General features: G+C 61.4%; 11 protein-coding genes. 8 read left to right on the forward strand and 3 right to left on the reverse strand.

Annotation, left to right across the window (positions count from 1 at the left end; translation table 11 throughout):
• A partial coding sequence (locus tag F7R20_RS30455; protein WP_151180626.1) for a beta strand repeat-containing protein occupies positions 1 to 3,890 on the forward strand: 3,890 nt, incomplete at its 5' end.
• 141 nt (positions 3,891 to 4,031) lie between these two features.
• Positions 4,032 to 4,370: a hypothetical protein gene (locus F7R20_RS30460; RefSeq protein WP_003196545.1), complete on the forward strand. Its 339-nt coding sequence runs from the start codon at positions 4,032 to 4,034 to the stop codon at positions 4,368 to 4,370.
• Between the two features lie 151 nt (positions 4,371 to 4,521).
• Here the strand turns inward: F7R20_RS30460 and F7R20_RS30465 are convergent, their stop codons facing one another.
• Positions 4,522 to 4,866: a DUF6124 family protein gene (locus F7R20_RS30465; RefSeq protein WP_003196543.1), complete on the reverse strand. Its 345-nt coding sequence runs from the start codon at positions 4,864 to 4,866 to the stop codon at positions 4,522 to 4,524.
• Between the two features lie 371 nt (positions 4,867 to 5,237).
• Between F7R20_RS30465 and F7R20_RS31755 the strand changes: the two genes are divergently transcribed.
• A complete protein-coding gene (locus tag F7R20_RS31755; protein WP_155252622.1) occupies positions 5,238 to 5,405 on the forward strand; it encodes a hypothetical protein in 168 nt (55 codons plus the stop codon).
• A 599-nt stretch (positions 5,406 to 6,004) separates the two neighbouring features.
• Here F7R20_RS31755 and lapD read toward each other — a convergent pair.
• Positions 6,005 to 7,951: a cyclic di-GMP receptor LapD gene (gene lapD, locus F7R20_RS30480; protein WP_003196539.1), complete on the reverse strand. Its 1,947-nt coding sequence runs from the start codon at positions 7,949 to 7,951 to the stop codon at positions 6,005 to 6,007.
• Positions 7,952 to 7,965: 14 nt separating this feature from the next.
• Positions 7,966 to 8,589: a cysteine protease LapG gene (lapG, locus tag F7R20_RS30485; RefSeq protein WP_371856198.1), complete on the reverse strand. Its 624-nt coding sequence runs from the start codon at positions 8,587 to 8,589 to the stop codon at positions 7,966 to 7,968.
• Between the two features lie 269 nt (positions 8,590 to 8,858).
• Between lapG and F7R20_RS30490 the strand changes: the two genes are divergently transcribed.
• The 5 genes from F7R20_RS30490 to F7R20_RS30510 all read left to right on the forward strand — a co-directional run bounded on the left by F7R20_RS30490 (position 8,859) and on the right by F7R20_RS30510 (position 15,994).
• On the forward strand, positions 8,859 to 9,551 hold the full coding sequence (locus F7R20_RS30490) for a GntR family transcriptional regulator (RefSeq protein WP_003196536.1): 693 nt from the start codon (positions 8,859 to 8,861) through the stop codon (positions 9,549 to 9,551).
• Between the two features lie 684 nt (positions 9,552 to 10,235).
• A complete protein-coding gene (locus F7R20_RS30495; RefSeq protein ID WP_003196534.1) occupies positions 10,236 to 11,012 on the forward strand; it encodes a DUF3050 domain-containing protein in 777 nt (258 codons plus the stop codon).
• Positions 11,009 to 11,941: a diiron oxygenase gene (locus F7R20_RS30500; RefSeq protein ID WP_003196532.1), complete on the forward strand. Its 933-nt coding sequence runs from the start codon at positions 11,009 to 11,011 to the stop codon at positions 11,939 to 11,941. Before F7R20_RS30495 ends, F7R20_RS30500 begins: the two co-directional genes overlap by 4 nt.
• 10 nt (positions 11,942 to 11,951) lie before the next feature.
• Positions 11,952 to 15,491, forward strand: a complete 3,540-nt coding sequence (locus F7R20_RS30505; protein WP_003196530.1) for a non-ribosomal peptide synthetase — start codon at positions 11,952 to 11,954, stop codon at positions 15,489 to 15,491.
• 32 nt (positions 15,492 to 15,523) lie between these two features.
• Complete coding sequence (locus F7R20_RS30510; RefSeq protein ID WP_003196529.1) at positions 15,524 to 15,994, forward strand: SRPBCC family protein; 471 nt, start codon at positions 15,524 to 15,526, stop codon at positions 15,992 to 15,994.
• The last annotated feature ends 52 nt before the right edge of the window (positions 15,995 to 16,046 follow it).

Consider the following 16,046-nt stretch of genomic DNA (forward strand, 5'->3'; position numbering starts at 1 on the left):
TCGCTGCGGGCGCCACCACTGGCACCGTCACTGTCGATGCGCCAAAAGACGACGTCTACAAAGACGCCGGCAAAGTCGAAGTCAGCATCGATAAAGCCACTGGTGGTAACTTCGAGAACCTGGTTCCGAGCACCACGCCAGCAGTGACCGATGTCACCGACACCATCGACAACACCACCGTCAGCATCACCGGCAGCACGTCGGTCACCGAAGGCCAGGCGGCCACCTATACCGTCAGCCTGACGAACCCGGCGCAAACAGAGGTGACGCTCAAGATCGTCTACAGCGGCACCGCCGCCGATGGCACGGACTTCACCGGTGTCTACACCGTGAAGATCCCGGCCAACGCTACCAGCGCCACCTTCAACGTGGCGACGCTGGACGACAAGATCACCGAAGGCACCGAGAACTTCGTGGTCAAGATCGACTCGGCCACCGGTGGCAACTTCGAGCACCTGGCGGTCAGCGGCACCAATGGCAGCGTCAGTACCTCGATCATCGACAACGATGCGCCACCGGCACTCGACCTGGACGCCAACAACTCCAGCGGCAAGACCGGCGCCGATTACCAGGTGACCTTCACCGAAGGCACCACCGGTCCGGGCGTGTCCATCGCCGACACCGACCTGAGCATCACTGACCCGGACAGCACCATGCTGACCGGCGCGACCATCGTGCTGACCAACCGTCAGCCTGGCGATGCGCTGAACCTGGGCAACAGCGTCAACGGCATCAGCATCAACGCCAACAGCACCGACGGCAAGGTCGTCCTGACGCTGACGGGCAATGCGACGCTGGCCGACTACATGCAGCAGATCAAGAACATCAGCTTCATCAACAACAGCGAAGATCCGAGCACCGTACCGCGCATCATCACCGTGACAGTGACTGACGGCACGAGCTACTCCAACACTGCCACCACCACCGTGAACGTGGTCGGGGTCAACGACGCGCCAGTGGCCACTGGCGGCGCGGTGACCGGTACCGAAGACACTTCACTGGTCCTCGGCTGGTCGACGTTCGGCATCAGCGACGTGGACAGTTCCGCCGCCAGCCTGGGTGTGAAAATCACCGAGCTGCCGGCCGATGGCAAGTTGCAGTATCTGGACGGTGCAACCTGGAAAGACGTGGCCAACAACCAGACCTTCACCAAGGCTGACATCGACGCCGGCAAGCTGCGCTTCACTCCGGACGCCAACGAATCCGGCGCCAATGGTTATGTTGGCAGCAGCACGGGCAACAACCAGGCCGACTACGCACAGGTCAAGTTCCAGCCAACCGACGGCCAGGCGCTGGGCAATACCAGCACCGTGAAGATCGACATCACCCCAGTCGCCGACGCACCGACTCTCAACGTGGCCGGCAACAACGTGACCTCCACCGGTTTGATCAAGGAAGTCTGGACCGGCCTGTCGGGCCTGGGCACCGATGGCAGCGGCGCGCCGTCCGGCACGCTCAAGTCGGTGATCGATGCCGCCGGCACGCCGAACAGCAGCAGCACCGTGACCAACGTGCAGTCCGACAGCAACGTCAACCCGGGCACCGCGTCGAAAACCTCGGGCCTGATCTTCCTCGAAGCCGGCAAGACCTACACCTTCAGCGGTACCGGCGACGACAGCCTGCTGGTGACCATCGGCGGCAAAACCGCCGCGGCCACCACTTGGGGGGCGGGCGGCCAGTTGAACGGTTCGTTCACGCCGACCACCAGCGGCTACTACACCCTGGACATCTACCACCACAACCAGACCGGCCCGGGCAGCTATGACGTGAACCTGTCGGTCAACGGCAGCACACCGGTCGACCTGAGCAGTGCCGGCGTGCCGCTCTATACCGGCGTGACCGACCTGGCGAATTCTGGCGTGACCGTCTCCGACCTGCACGGCACCAACGGCGAAGGCTACTACGACGGCTTCAAGCTCAACGAAGGCGCCGAAGGCACCAGCGTGCACCTGTCGAAAATCACCACCGCCCTGACCGACACCGACGGCTCCGAAAGCCTGAGCGTGAAGATTGGCGGCATGCCGGAAGGGAGTGTGCTGAGCGACGGCGCGGGCCACTTCGCGACCGTGGGCAGCAACGGCGAAGCATCGGTCAGTGGCTGGAACCTGGGCAGCCTGACCCTGACCCCACCGACCTATTACAACGGCCAGCTCAATCTGACCGTGACCTCCACCTCCACCGAAGCCCTCGGAGGATCGGCGACCACCACGGCGCAAATCCCAGTCACCGTGTACCCGGCGACCTACAACGCCATCACCGCCACGTCGGGCAGTGACAACGTCACCGGCACCGACGGCAACGACATCGTCGTCGCCGACATTGGCGGGCTGACCGTAGTGCCGGGCGTCAACTACAACATCGCCTTCATGGTCGACAGCTCTGGCAGCATGAGCGACTCGTCCATCGCAGCGGCCAAGGCCTCGCTGACCTCGGTGTTCAACACCCTCAAGCAAAGCATGGGCAGTAACGCCGGGACGGTGAATATCTTCCTGGCGGACTTTGATAACCAGGTGAACAAGACCGTCGCGGTCAACCTCAACGACCCGAACGCCTTGACCCTGCTCAAAGGCGTGCTCGACTCGATGGTGTCCGGTGGCGGCACCAACTACGAAGACGTGTTCAAGACCACGGCGAACTTCTTCAACAGCACCCAGGCCTTGAACAATACCGGCGCGAAAAACCTGACGTATTTCATTACCGACGGCAAACCGACCTTCTACCAGACCGGCGAACAGACCAACCCGACCTTGTACGGCAACGTCAAGCTCGATGATGTGCTGAGCGCAGCCAACTACACCGTCGGCAAGTACTACACCCAGACGATCGACAGCACGCACAAGTACACCATCTACGAAAACGGCCAGATGTACCTGTCGACCAAAAGCGGAAAGAATTGGAACGACAGTTATGTCGGCACCGTGCATGCCGAGGGCAATGGCACCTTTGAATTGTCGAACCAGGGCGGCACCGGTTATGGCGATTACTGGAACTATGTCGATTCGGCAGCGGGCTCGACCGACAGCTTCACGCTGCTCAAGGGCCTGAGCACCGTCGAGGCCATCGGCCTGAACAACGACGTGACTCTGAACGACCTCAAGCCCTACGACTCGGACTCGACGCCGCAGACCAACATCGACCCGAACAACCTGGCCAACTCGATCATCGGCCACACCGAAGCGACCTTGCCGGGCTCCGATACGGTCAACGGCGGCAACGGCAACGACATCCTGTTCGGCGACCTGGTGAGCTTCAACGGCGTTGCCGGCGAGGGCTACCAGGCCATCCAGGCTTTCGTCGCCCAGCAGAACGGCGTGGACGTCAGCAAGGTCACCACCAGCAACGTGCACCAGTACATCACCGAACACTACACCGCGTTCGATGTGTCCGGTGCCCACGATGGCAATGACACCCTGCTGGGCGGCGCCGGCAACGACATCATTTTCGGCCAGGGCGGCAACGACACGCTCGACGGTGGCAAGGGCAATGACATCCTGCTCGGTGGCACGGGTAACGACACACTGATCGGCGGCCAGGGCAATGACACCCTGATCGGCGGCCTGGGCGGCGATACCTTTGTCTGGAAGGCCGGCGACACTGGCACCGACGTGATCAAGGATTTCAAGGCCAGCGAAGGCGACCGGATCGACCTGCGGGATCTGTTGCAGGGCGAAAGCGGCAGCACCATCGACCACTTCCTGAAAATCAGCACGGTCGATGGCGTATCGTCGCTGCAGGTCAGCACCTCCGGTCAGTTCAATGGGGCCAACGGCGGCGCCGCGACCCCGGACGTGACGATCAAGCTCGAAGGCAACAACTGGTCGAACGTGAACCTGAACTCGTTGATCGCCGGCAGCGACCCGACCATCAAGGTCGATCACAACAACAGCTGACCGGGCCCTCACGACCGCCCTTCACAGGGCGGTCGTGCATGGCTGCTCCCAGGATGACGATTTCGTCTCCACCCTCCATACTCCCCCACAGTTGGCCTATGCTGCCCAGCATGATGCCGCTTCATACATGAGGGATGCCCGATGTTTTATGTGCAACGCGATGCACAAGGCCTGCTGGTGCGCGTAGAAGCCACCGCTTACGCCGAGGCCACCGAAACCTTGCCGGCCGACAACCACGAGATCCAGGACTGGTTCGCCAACCAGGCGGTGGAAAACAGCCTCAAGCAGCTCAAGCAAAGCGACCTGGAGATGATCCGGGTACTCGATGACTTGATCCAGGTGCTGACCAGCAAAGGCGTGATCCGCGTCACCGACCTGCCACCGGCGGCCCAGGCCAAGCTGATGGACCGCACCCAGGCCCGGGAAGCCTTGGGCGGGTTGAGCCGGTTGATCGATGATGATGAGAAGGGGTTGATCTAGCCCTGGTTTCATCGGTGTCGGGCTGCCCTCATCGCGAGCAAGCTCGCTCCCACAGTGGATCTGTGTCAGGGCGCTATTTTCCATTCGCCAACAGATCCCTTGTGGGAGCGAGCTTGCTCGCGATGACAATCGTCAATTCACCGCAGGTCTGTCAATTCGACGCTTGCACTTCAAGCCGATCCATCGCCCCCTCCACCAACAGATGCACCCCATCGGCCATTCGACTGATCGCCAGGATCACGCTGCGGCGCGAGCCGTCGACGTCGTCAGCCAGGTCGGCGGCGATGGCGCTGATGGACAGCAGGTCTTCGGAGGCATTGGCCAGGAGGGTTTCGGTGTCGATGTCCGGGGAGACCATGAAGAGCTGGGCAGTTTGGTTTTTTCCCGAGGCTTCATCGGTGGGTTTGGGATTGAGGTAGTAGTCGAGGACGCGTTCGGCGGCTTCGTCGAGTGTGGTGGAGCTGCGTGAGGTGTTTTTCGTTTCCGCTGTTGTCATTGGAGAACTCCTAAACGACTAGTAAGGAGCCTTTGCTACACAGCGAGTCCAAATGAGATCGCTGAATGGCATGGGCCGTTTCGCCCTAAACAGATATTTCGGACTTGCACGTCCGTGTCACCGTTTTTTCAGTGACAAACCCAGACTAGCCACGAGGCAGACGCCGGACAAGTTCACCACGTTCGCTACAACTCGAAGGAAATCTCCTAGGACCTTACTTTTAGAGGGGGGTGTATATCCGTTTCTGCGGTAACGGCTGCTTAGGGTTCCGCCCTGACGGCGGCTCACTTTTGAGAAGCCCGGAAGCCGGCCCAGTCAAAAGTAAGCAAAACGCTTCTGCCCCACCACTTGGCACCTCGCTTAGGCTCGGTGTGCCCTCACTCCGGCATTGCTCCGTGGGCCGCCGCGAAGGGCCATCCATGGCCCAGCGCGGCTACCTCGGCATCCATGCCGAGGTGCCCACTGCGCAATGCCTGCGTTCGGCCAGCGTGGTTAATGGGGCGCCCGAGATCAACGTCCACCACGAGGCGGCCTGGTAGCCGACCTGGTTCTTGGAGGGACTGCGTTTCCCCTGTGGGAGCGGGCTTGCTCGCGAAGAGGCCGGCAAACCCAGCATCCATGTGACTGAACCACCGCTATCGCGAGCAAGCTCGCACATAGGTTTTTGGTCGTTTATAAGATCAGTGTCCACCGCCGGTCCCTGTGGGAGCAAAGCTTGCTCGCGATGGCGGTGGGTCTGCTTGCATCAATGCTGAATGTGCCGTCGCTTCGCGAGCAAGCTTTGCTCCCACAAGTCCTGCTCAAACAGATCTGACGGGTGTACGACCGGGAGAGCCAGGTCGGCTGTCAGGCCGCCTCGCGAGCAAGCTTTGCTCCCACAGGTCCTGCTCAAACAGATCTGACGGGTGTACGACCGGGAGAGCCAGGTCGGCTACCAGGCCGCCTCGCGGCGGGCCCACGGAGCAATGCCTGCGTTCGGGCATGCCGAGCCTAAGCGAGGCACCGAGTGGTGGGGCAAGCCTTTTTTGCTTACTTTTTTTGGCGTTTGAAAAAAAGTGAGCCGCCGTAAGGGCGGAACCCTAAGCAGCCGTTACCGCAGAAACGGATATGTACTCAGTCAGAAGGATAAAAGACCGCCTCACCCCCAACGCTTAGGCTCACCCACCAATTGCCCCTGAACCCCAAACAACCCCATCTCACGAATCACCGCCAACTCCCCCTCCGTCTCAACCCGCTCAGCAATCAACGGCAGGTCAATACTGTGAGCAGCCCGCTGGATCGCCTCGATGAACAGTCGCTTGTCACTTTCCTGATCAATCGCGCGGATATAACTGCCATCGATCTTCAAGTAAGCCAACCCCAAACGCGACAAGTTACCGATCATGCTGAACCGCCCACCAAAACGCTGCAGGCTCAAGGAGAAGCCCAACTCACGCAGACGCCGGGTCAACTGCTCCAGCACCGCTTGCTCCGGCAATTGCTCTTCACCAATCTCCAGGGTCAGGCGCGACCCAAGGTTGGAATGCGCCCGCAGGATCTCAAAGATCTTGTTCAGCGCCTGCGGATCGGCCAAGGTCGCCGAAGACAGGTTCAACGCCAGAGACTGTTCATGCCCGGCCATTTGCCTGAGCACCTGTTCAAGCATCAAACGGTCCAGGCGCGCAGTCCAGCCGAAGCGCTCCAACCAGGGCAGGAACCGCCCGGCGGGGATGGTCTGGCCATGCTCGTCGAGCAGCCGCGACAGCACTTTGTAATGCAGCACCACCTGGGTGTCCTGGGCGGCCACCACCGGCTGGAAGTACAGTTCGAAACGCTGATGATTCAACGCCTGGTCGAGCAACGTGTGCCAGGCATGGTGATCGTCACCGACACTGGCCACCGCGCTGTGATCCAGGCAGGCCCAACCCGGTTCGCCCTGGCTTTCGGCCTGGGCCAGGGCCTGGTCGCCGAGCTGGAGCACCGCTTGCGGCGAGTCGCCATGGACGAACGGCGCCAGCCCGATGGAGGCCACCGACGCCACATCCGTCGCGCCGGTCGCATGTAGGCTCGCCAACGCAGCCTCAAGGTTCTGCGCCAGTTGCAGCGCTTCCTCGCGCACCAGCCCAGGTGCCAGCACCGCAAACTCCCCACCGCGAATACGTGTGACCAGATTGTGGGTTTCCGGATACCGCGCGCACTCACGCAGCAATTGCTCACCCACGGCCTGGAGCAACTGGTCGGTGCGCTGCCCGCCCAGCCGCTGGTTCAAACCGGCCAAGTCCTTGACCCGCAGCAACAGCAGATAACCGGAGCTGGCCTGCTCCGGGTTGCTCACCCGGGCATTGAGCTGCATTTCGAAGTAGCGCCGGTTGGCCAGGCCCGTGAGGTTGTCCTGGTAGGATTCGACCCGCAGTTTCTCGCTGCGCTCGGCCTGCTCCTGGAACAGCGCCTTGAGCTTCTCGACCATCTGGTTCATCGCCTGCACCACGCGGCGCAGTTCAGGCGTGCGCGGCAGCTCTGGCAGGCTCAGGAACTCGCGACGGGCGATGGCATGGGACTGGTGCACCATGTAGTCCAGCGGCTTGAGCTGACGACGCAGCAGCAAGGCCCCCAGCACCGCGCTCACGGCACCGCACAGCAAAAGCCAACCCAGGCTGCCCAACGCGCTCTGCCACAGCTTGGCGAGGGCGAACATCGGGTGGCTGACCACTTCAACCCGGGCCGCCTGTTCCCAGCCGCGGCTGACGATGGCATCGCCTCCGGCCGGTTCCAGGCCGATCAGCTTGACGAACCATTGCGGCACGCTGCCGGCGTCCGGCGTGCCGGTGCGCTCGACGAGGGTCTTGTCGGTGGCCACGTCGACCACGCGGATGCTGGCGTAGTAGCCGCTGTCGAAGATCGAGCTGACCATCAGCTCCACCATCGCCGGGTCGTCGATGTTCGGCGTCAGCGACAACGCCAGCGCCGTGGCCGCGTCCTGGGCGTGGGAGCGCAACTGATTGACGTACTGGGCCCGCGAACTCTCCAGGCTGACCATGAAGCTGCCGCTGAAGGCAACCACCAGGAACAGACAGATAGCGATCAACAGCTGTTTGAACAAGGACATCTGAGCGCGCGCTCCTAGTTAGTCGTCTCGACCGGAAAACCTTCGGCCTGCATTTTCTTCAACACATCCTGCCACCGGGACAGGCGCTTGGTGTCACCCACTTTCTTGTTGCCCTTGGCGCCCGGCAGCCACAGCCCTTCGGCATTGAAAGAGTAGACCGGGAGCAAGTCGGTTCGCTGGCTGGCCGGCAGGATGCCGTCGATCAGGCTGTCGAGTACCAGCGGCATCGCCTCGGGCGTGGCGTAATAGGTGAGCACCATGTGCGCACGGTTCTGCCGCAAGGCCTTGACGTAGGTGATGCGCAGCTTGTCACTGGACACCCCGAGATGGCGCAGGCTGAAATACTTGGCGATGGCGTAGTCTTCACAATCGCCGGCGCCCTTCCACAGGGCCTGGATCGGGGTCTCCCAGTAGTCGACCTCGCGCCACAGGTCGATGTCTTCCACGTAGCGCACCTGTTTGTTGAAAAACAGGTTCACCACCTTGAGCTGTTCCAGTTCCGGGATCTGTTTCTGGGTCGCCAACAGTTGCTGCCATGCGTCGATCCGTTGCTGACCTTCGCCCAAGGGACCATATAACGCTTGCGCCCGTCGGCTGATCTGCGCAAAGTCCCAGTCAGCCTGCAAGCCACCCAGCATCAGGCCGGCCAGCAACAATGCCGAACACAGCCAGCGCAAGGACCTGAGAACAGGGAAAGGTGCAGCCAAGGGAATACGTCCGAAAAGGGCCGTTGGAAATTCGTTGGATGGTGAAGCCTGGCCGGGTAAAAAACAATGGCAGGTTGCAATCACCGCAAGCAGACTAAACTTTAGTTCAGGAACTGGGGCCGCGAGATTTTGACGGCTTGGCAATCTGTAACTAACGTTGGCTTGGATCCAATTGTCGTTACTATCAGTCAGGTGTTGTCGTGACACAAAAGCCCAAACCACTCAGCACTATCCAGGTCAACGGCCCCATCCCGGCTGACCAGGCTCGCTCGATCATCGAAGAGTCTCTGCGCGAGGCCATCCTCGATGGACGCCTGCCTTGCGGCACCGCCCTGCGCCAGCAGGAACTGGCCGACCTGTTCGGCGTGAGCCGCATGCCGGTGCGCGAGGCATTGCGCCAGCTCGAAGCGCAGTCACTGCTCAATGTGGTTCAGCACAAGGGCGCCGTGGTGGCGCCGTTGATCACCAACAATGCGGTAGAAACCTACGCCCTGCGCTCGGTCCTGGAATCGTTCGCCTTGCGCCTGTCCATTCCACTGCTAGATGACAACGACCTGGCACTGGCCGCCCAGTACATCGAACAGCTGGAAACGGAAACCGATCACGCCCAGATCGGCAAGCTCAACCGGCTGTTCCACATGTCGCTTTATCACAAGGCACCCAACAGCAAGCTGCTGGACCTGATCGAGCGCGAGCTCAATGAAGAAGAGCGCTTCCTGCGTTTTCATCTGTCATCCATGGGGCTGGGCAAGTTGAGCCAGGACGATCATCGCGCGCTGCTCGACGCCGCGCGTGCCAAGGACATCGATAACGCCGTCGTATTGCTGGAGCGACACCTGGAAAAAGCCTCGGTCACCATGCGCCGGTACCTGGAACAGTCGTCGAATCTTTGATCCCACCTCGACGGTCCAGCCGGCGTAAAAACTTCTTACATATCCTTCCGACTCACTTGTCGCCTGCGCGGCGCGGCTTGGCCGTGGCCGCGACTCGTCGTCCCATCAGTTCAATGGCACTGCCATCGATTTGGGCTCACTCTTGCGCTTGTCGATTCAAAACAGACCTGAAGAAGTCAACGCCTGGCTGAGGCCAGACGAATCGAAGCCAATACGCAAGGAGCGTCGTCCAACCGGCGGGATGATCGGATGTCCGACCGACGTCCTGCCCATAACATAAAACGTCTTAACTCCCCGATCCCTGAAGTGCTCCGAGTGAGGCATTCACTCGAACTATTCGATTCTGATACCCCTAAATCGGAAGGAGCTTCTTCGCCCAAATAAAACTTATATAAAAAGTTTTAACAGCCCTCTTCGCGCCCAATAAAACACTAACTTTAAATAATTAAAAAAGTACTTGCCGCTTACTTGTTTCATGTATTAGTTTTTTATTCGTCGCGTTACTGGCGACCCTTTCGACTTGCGACAAGCCAAGCAAATACTGGCATCCAAAGCCGAAATTACGATTAAAAGAGAATACTTAAGCCCCTTGGGCAATTCATGGATTCCGGTTCAGGCACCCGCTCGCCTTAATTAAATAACGAGCAACCTTCCGGACAAAATATCATTGATGAGGACGTTCCGATGCAGCCAACCAAAGAACAACTATCTCTAAAAAAACACGAACTTGGCCAACACCCGGTTTTTTCCGAGATTACATCAATCGATCTGTTACGCCGCTTTATGGAAAGCCATGTCTTTGCCGTCTGGGACTTCATGTCGCTGACCAAGCGGCTGCAACGCGAGCTCACCTGCGTCCACCTGCCCTGGCTGCCGCCGGCCGACCCGCACGCGGCACGCCTGATCAATGAAATCGTGCTGGGAGAAGAGTCGGATGACCGCCCCGGCGCAGGCTATTGCAGCCACTTCGAACTGTACCTGGACGCCATGCGGGAAATCGGTGCCGATACCCGCGCGATCGAGCAATTCATCACCCTGCAACAGGAAGGCGTCAGCCCCGAAACTGCGCTGGACAGCGTCGAGGTCGAACCGGCGGCGGCACGGTTTGTCCGCCAGACCTTGCACACCGCCCTGCACGCCCCGGCCCACAGCGTGGCAGCGGCCTTCGTGCATGGTCGCGAGAGTGTCATCCCGCAGATGTTCCAGCGCATGCTCGACGCTTGGGGCATTGGCCTGGATCAGGCGCCGACCTTTCGTTATTACCTGCAGCGGCACATCGAAGTCGATTCCGAAGACCATGGCCCGGCGGCAGAAAAGTTGTTGGCCCGGCTGATCGATGGCGACCCGCAGCGCGAAACCGAAGTACTGGTCGCCGCGCTCGCCGCTGTCCACAGCCGCGCGGCCTTGTGGGATGGCTTGCGCCAGAGCATGGCCCAGCCGGTTGCACAGGTGACGCCATGAACGCTGTCGAATACCAATCTTTCGCCGACGCCTGGGAAAGCCGCGCGACGATCCGTACCCGGCCACGGCGCCGGGTCGAAGACGACGACAAACTGATCTTCCCCATGAGCCGCCAGCCGCTGGTGCACAGCCAGACCTTCCTCAGCCACTGTCCGCAATTGCGCGACTTTGTGCTGGTGCAGAGCCTCTACAAGTTCATCAACGACGTGGTGATTTTCGAGACCGAACTGGTGGACCACACCGCCCGCCGCATCGCCAAGAACCGCTTCGGCATCGAATTCCCGTTCGCCTGCCGCTACGACGCGATGACCGTGGTGGTGGATGAGGATTATCACGCGCTGGTGGCGATGGACTTCATGCAGCAGACCATCGATATGACCGGCATCGAACCGATCCCGTTGCCGGGGCAGATCGAACTCAGCCGCGCGATACCGGCGACCCTGGCCCAGGCGCCGGAACATCTGCTCAGCGCCGTGGAACTGATCTGCATCGCCATCGCAGAGAACACCGTCACCAACGAAGTGGCGGCCTTCGCCCGGGACGACTCGGTCAAGGCCTCGATCAAGGGGCTGATGGCCGATCACTTGCTCGACGAGGGCCGGCACTCCGGTTTCTGGACGCGACTGGTGCAGATTTACTGGCGCACCGCGCCCGAAGAGGACCGCGCGGCGATTGCGCGCTTGATGCCCGGTTTCATCGTCCAGTACCTGGCGAGCGACCTGCAGCAAGCGTTCGACTTCGAGCTGATCGCCCACCTGCCCGTCGACGAATCGGTACGCCAGTCGCTGCGTGAAGAGGCCAGTGCGCTGGCCTACCCCATCAATCGTTTTCACCCGTTGGTGGGCAACATCACGCGCTTTTTCCGCAGCAGCTCGATGCTCGCGTCCCCCTGCGTACGCGACGCCCTCGCTGATTATCTGACTCCATGAGGACCTTTCGATGAAACGCCTCGAAATTGCAGTGTCTGGCACCAGCCAGGCCATGGCCGAACTGGCCCGGGAACTGGAGCTGCACGGCCATGGCATCGTGGATCGGCAATCGCCGGCCAACCACGGCGCGGTCGACCTGTTGATCGACGACGGTACGACACCGCGGGCCATTGAAGCCCTCTCATGCCTCCAGGTCCGCGTGGCGCTGCGCACGCTACCCGGCGAGGTATTGCCGCAACCGGTGGTGATATTGCGCGACGGCGCGCAGCGGCTGTTATGCCAGGAAGTGATTGCGCCGCAAAGCGATGGCAGCGGTCAGTCCCTGCGGTTGCGTACCCTGGCGACCGTGGTCGAGACCGGCGCACGGCTGGTCAGCCAGTTATCCCGGGATGACACCTGCTTCGATCACTGGCCGACGGTGCACGCTGACGCTGTCGACCAACCTCTGCTCGGGCTCGATGCACTGGAGCCGCTGGCGTTCGAGCACGGCCTCAATCGGCCGCCAGTGCACTGGCTGCTGGCCGCCGCCGATGTGCCGGTGATGCACAGCATCGAACAGCGCATGCTCGACGACGCGACGCAACCGGCCCTGTGGGTCGATGGACAACTCATCGACTACAAATCCTTGCGCCGCCTGGCGCTGAGGTTGCAGCAACCGATGCTGGAAATACTGCACCGAGCAGAACATGAGAAAGGATCTGCTGGAGAACCTGTGGGAGCAAGGCTTGCCCGCGATGAGGACACCGAGGTTCTCAACCCAACCGCGTCATCGTTCATCGGGGGCAAGCCTTCCTCCCACAGGCCTTCCTCCCACAAGGTGATCGGTGTCTGCCTGCCCAAGTCCGCGCACCTGTATGCGGCGATCCTGGCAGTGCTGGGCTGTGGGGCAGTGTACCTGCCACTGGACCCGCAGCACCCGGCGCAACGTCGGCGCTTCATCCTGGAAAATGCCCAGGCCGACCTGCTGCTGCACGACGGCGACAGCGATCTGGGCGACCTGTCGTTGCCAACGCTCAATGTCCAGCAACTGCCATCGCCCAAGCCCGGCATCCCGACCTCGTTGATCCGCCGCACAGTGGACAGCGACGAACCAGCCGTGGCGATCTACACCTCCGGCACCACCGGCCAGCCCAAGGGCGTGTTGCTCAGCCACCGCAACCTCAGTCACTTCTGTGCCTGGTACGGCGACTACGTCGGGTTGCAACGAGACAGCCGGGCGTTGCAGTTTTCCACCATCAACTTCGACGCGTCGCTGCTGGATATCCTCCCGACCTTCATCCACGGCGCCCTGCTGGTGGTGCCCAGCGAAGACCAGCGCCGCGATCCGCAGCAATTGGTCGCGTTGATTCACCAGCAGCACATCAGCCATGCCTTCCTGCCGCCTGCGCTGCTGAGCGTCATGCCCCTTGATACACCGTTGGGCCTGGCGCACCTGATCACCGGTGGCGATGTCTGCGAACCGTTCGTGATCGAACAGCTCGCGCCACAATGCCAGTTCCACAACATCTACGGCCCGACCGAAACCACGGTGCTGGCGACCACACGACAGTTCGGCGTCGGCGACAACAACCGCAACCTCGGCGTGCCCATCGCCAATGGCCGGGTGCTGATCCTGGACGAACAGTTGCAGCCGGTTCCCCAGGGTGTTCCCGGCGAGCTGTACATCGCCGGCCCGGGCGTCGGGCTGGGTTATCTGAACGACCCGACGCTGACCGCGACACGTTACCTCGACCTGACGCTGCCCACCGGGCAAACGCTGCGGGTCTATCGCACGGGTGATATCGGCCAGTGGACCGACAACGGCATCGAACTGTGTGGTCGGCGCGATAACCAGGTGAAGATCCGCGGTTTTCGGGTCGAGCCCGAGGAAATCGAGCACTGCCTGCGCGATAGCCAGTTGTTTCGCCAAGTGGCGGTGGGGGTCGATGAACGGCGGCGGATCCTGGCGTTCCTGGTTCATCCCGAGCACTCCGGTGACGCCCTCCAGGCGTTACGCGAGCATGTGCAGAACAGCTTGCCCAGCTACATGCACCCGGCCGCCTACGTCGAATTGCCGAGCCTGCCGTACACCAGCAACGGCAAGGTCGATCGCCGGGCCTTGCTCGCCATGGCGGTGCAGGTGCAGGTCGACGGCCAACGCCGGCAGCCGCAGAACGCCCTCGAGACACAACTGCAGCAACTGTGGGCCGAACTGCTTGAACTGCCGGTCGAGGACATCGCCACCGACGAAAGTTTCTTCAACCTCGGTGGGCATTCGATCCTGCTGTCGCGACTGCTGTTGAGCATCCGCCAGACGTTCGGCCGCAGCCTGTCGATCAATCGCTTCATCGAAGCACCGACGCTGATGACCTTGGCCAAGTTGCTGGACGATCCTGATCAAAACAGTGCATCGATCCTCAGCCCCCAGGCCTTCATCGATGCCGAGGCCGAGCTCAACCTCGATCCATTGCCCATCAGCCAATGCGGCGATGTGCACAAGGTGGTGGTGACCGGCGCCAACAGTTTTCTCGGCGTGCACATCGTCGAGGCACTGCTGGCCTGGGGCGCCACCGAAGTCGCGTGCCTGGTGCGCGCGAGCGCGGAACAAAGCGCGGCCGAGCGCTTCTCCCAAGCCCTTCAGGACAATCACCTGACCCACCTGGACCTGGACCGCGTCAGTGTGTACGCCGCCGACATTACTCAACCGCAACTGGGTTTGCCGGACGACGTCTACGCCCGCATCGACCGTACCTTCGGCGCGCTGGTGCACAACGCCGCCCACGTCAACCATGTGCTCGACTACGAGTCCCTGGCGCGGGACAACGTGGAGCCGATCTTCGAATGCCTGCGCCTGTGTGAAGGGCGCAGCAAGAAGATCTTCAACTTCGTCTCCACGCTTTCCGCCTCCAGTGCCCTGGACGCCGACGGCCAGGTGCTGGAACAGCCAGCCGCCAAGACGCCGCCGATCTACATCAAGAACGGCTACAACCTGTCCAAATGGGTCGGCGAACGGATCCTGCAACGGGCCCGGGATCGCGGGGTGTCGGTCAATCTGTTCCGCCCCGGCAACATCAGTTTCAACAGCCTGACCGGGGTCTGCCAGCCCCATAAAAATCGGTTGATGCTGATGCTCAAAGGCTCGATCCAGCTCGGCCAGGTGCCGGAGCTGTCCCTCAATTTCGACCTGATGCCGGTGGATTTCCTGGCCCGCTTCATCGCCTTCCACGCCAGCCGCTACCAGCCGACGCAAGCGGTGTTCAACCTGCACAACCCGCAGCCTTTGAGCTGGGACGCTTACGTCGCCTCGTTTCGCGACAGCGGCCGGGAATTTTCGTTGGTCAGCGTTGCCGAGTGGCAACGGCAATTGGCTCGGGTCGATGCCGACAACGCGTTGTTTGGCGTATTGGGTTTCTACCTCAACGGCTTCGAGGAAGACATCGGCGATATCTCGCTGATCAGCCACGACAACGCCCGCGCCGGCGTGCGGCAGATGGGCGCCAGCTACCCGGAAAAGTCCCCGGCCCTGCTGCGTCGCGGCGCCGATTACCTCAAGGCCATCGACTTCATCTGAAACACCCTCAACCCAAAGCAAGGAGCAAGACCATGAGTGCATTTCAACCCGACACCCTGATCAAAAACCCCCAAGCCTGCCAGGTCGAAACCTCGGTGGAGGTCGCGGCCGACGCGGCGCGCGTCTGGGACGTGGTGGGTGATTTTGGCGGATTCAACCATTTCATTCCGGCACTGGAGCACATCGAAATGACCGGCGAGGGTGTGAGGTCCCTGCGCAAGAAATTCTTCCGCGATGGGCAGAACCTGGTGGTGGAACAGCTCAACAGCCGCGACGACCAGGCCATGCACATGACCTGGACGCTGATCTACAACACCCTGGGCATCGACAACCTGTGGGCAGCCATGCGCGTCGAACCCCTGGCGGACAACCGCTGCCGTGCCACCTGGACCATCATCGCCGACCACACCGACGCCCACACGCCGGCGGGCTTCCGGGATTTCCTCCAGGGCTTCGCCGATGAGGCGATGGGGAATGTGCAGGGGATGTTCCCCGAGGCATAACCTGCTCCAGGGTGGCCTTGAGACTCAGGGCCACCACCAAACCTATGTGTGT

This window comes from Pseudomonas brassicacearum subsp. brassicacearum (assembly GCF_008801605.1).
GTDB lineage: Bacteria > Pseudomonadota > Gammaproteobacteria > Pseudomonadales > Pseudomonadaceae > Aquipseudomonas > Aquipseudomonas brassicacearum.